Annotated in this window: 2 protein-coding genes; both read right to left on the reverse strand. The window is 41.4% G+C overall.

Annotated features, from left to right (window positions below; translation table 11 throughout):
• Window positions 1–82 precede the first annotated feature (82 nt).
• Window positions 83–853, reverse strand: a complete 771-nt coding sequence (istB, locus tag C1A06_RS14955; protein WP_101690941.1) for an IS21-like element helper ATPase IstB — start codon at window positions 851–853, stop codon at window positions 83–85.
• 15 nt (window positions 854–868) lie between these two features.
• Window positions 869–1,441, reverse strand: coding sequence for a Mu transposase domain-containing protein (locus C1A06_RS14960; RefSeq protein WP_370738382.1), 573 nt, complete (start codon window positions 1,439–1,441; stop codon window positions 869–871).
• Window positions 1,442–1,459: the final 18 nt, after the last annotated feature.

The raw sequence follows: 1,459 nt of genomic DNA on the forward strand, positions 1-1,459 counted from the left end.
TGTATATAATAAATGAAAAGTATACCACAATGGATTTGAAAAGTATACCGGTAAGGAAGGATTTTCAAAGAACGTAAAAGAGTTATATGTTAGTCTCTCTTGCTAACATTTTTTCAGTTTCTTTAACTCTATAGGACTGCCCATTCATATTGATCAGATAAGCTTTATGAGTTAACCTATCAACCATTGCTGCTACAAGGACTTTGTCTTTGACTATTTCTCCCCATCTGTTGAACGCCAGATTTGTAGTGATGATGGTAGCTTTCTTTCCGGCTCTCAGGGATAAATGATTAAATAAGAGTTCCCCACCTTCTTTATCACAACTGACATATCCGAACTCATCACAGATGACCATGTCATATCTCTGGAATCGTATTTCCAGCTGTCTGAGACTCTTCTGTGAGCGGCATTCCCTGATTTGGGTCAGCAGATGTGGGACAGAGGTAAAAAAGACAGTATATCCATCCAGACATGCTTTTATACCTAAGCCTATGGATAAATGAGTTTTTCCTGTTCCCGGATTTCCACAGAAGACGATATTACGTCCTTCCTTGATAAAATCCAGCGTTTCGAGTTCCGGCAAAGCTGTTTGTGCATCTCTGGGTAGTTCCTCCCTTACAAGCTCTTGTAAGTACTTTAGTTCAGGGAATCCCGCTCTTCTGACACGTTGCTTGCGTCTGTTTTCGGTACGAACTTCGACCTCTTTAGCCAGTATTTGGTAGATCAGCGTACGGTAAGTCCAGTTCTGCTCGGTTCCCAATGTAATAAAATCATCGAGTTCATCCCGCATGACAAGCATCTTGAGCTCTCTTGCATACTCGATGGTTAATTCTTTTTCAGATAGATTTTCCATTTTTGATTGTTTAAATTAATGCTTATACGTGTTATTATTAAACGTTCCCTGATTATCCATGATCTGCGATAGATCCATTAGTATCTTAAAGGCTCCCTCTTCAATATCAGAAGATTGTTCCTCTCTGATTTGTGGATGCTGCACAGTGCCGCTATCAGGCTCAGATTCTGTCAGGGCATGCATCAGCGTTTTAATCTGATCAGCCGATACACTTCGCAATCCTCGCTTTCTCAAGTCCTGATAAGCCATTAATATATCCTGATCGGTAAAGCCATGATCGTGTGCATATTGTAGCAGGAAGACAAAATCTTTGGGCTTGTCGGCAAATTGTCTGTTAAAGAGTTCTTGGATCTGCTTTGGCATCTGTCTGAGAGCCAGTGAGCCATGAACAGCTCCCGGTTTACGAAGCAATGTCCTGAGATAGTGTTCCAACTTGACACTCCATCCGGGCGTTCCATAAATACGTTCATGTACAGCCTGCTTCTCCTTGTTATAGACAACAACCAACTTCTCAGAGTAGACTTTGACTTCAACCATTTTACCTACCAGGGTGTCTGGAACCGAGTAGTGTGAACCTTTCTTACAGATGGTAGACCATTTATCTAC

Source organism: Dysgonomonas massiliensis (assembly GCF_900240225.1).
GTDB lineage: Bacteria > Bacteroidota > Bacteroidia > Bacteroidales > Dysgonomonadaceae > Dysgonomonas > Dysgonomonas massiliensis.

What these genes read in the sequence shown, in the direction of transcription:
- istB (WP_101690941.1), bottom strand. Translation starts at nt 853, where the DNA reads ATGGAAAATCTATCTGAAAAAGAATTAACCATCGAGTATGCAAGAGAG.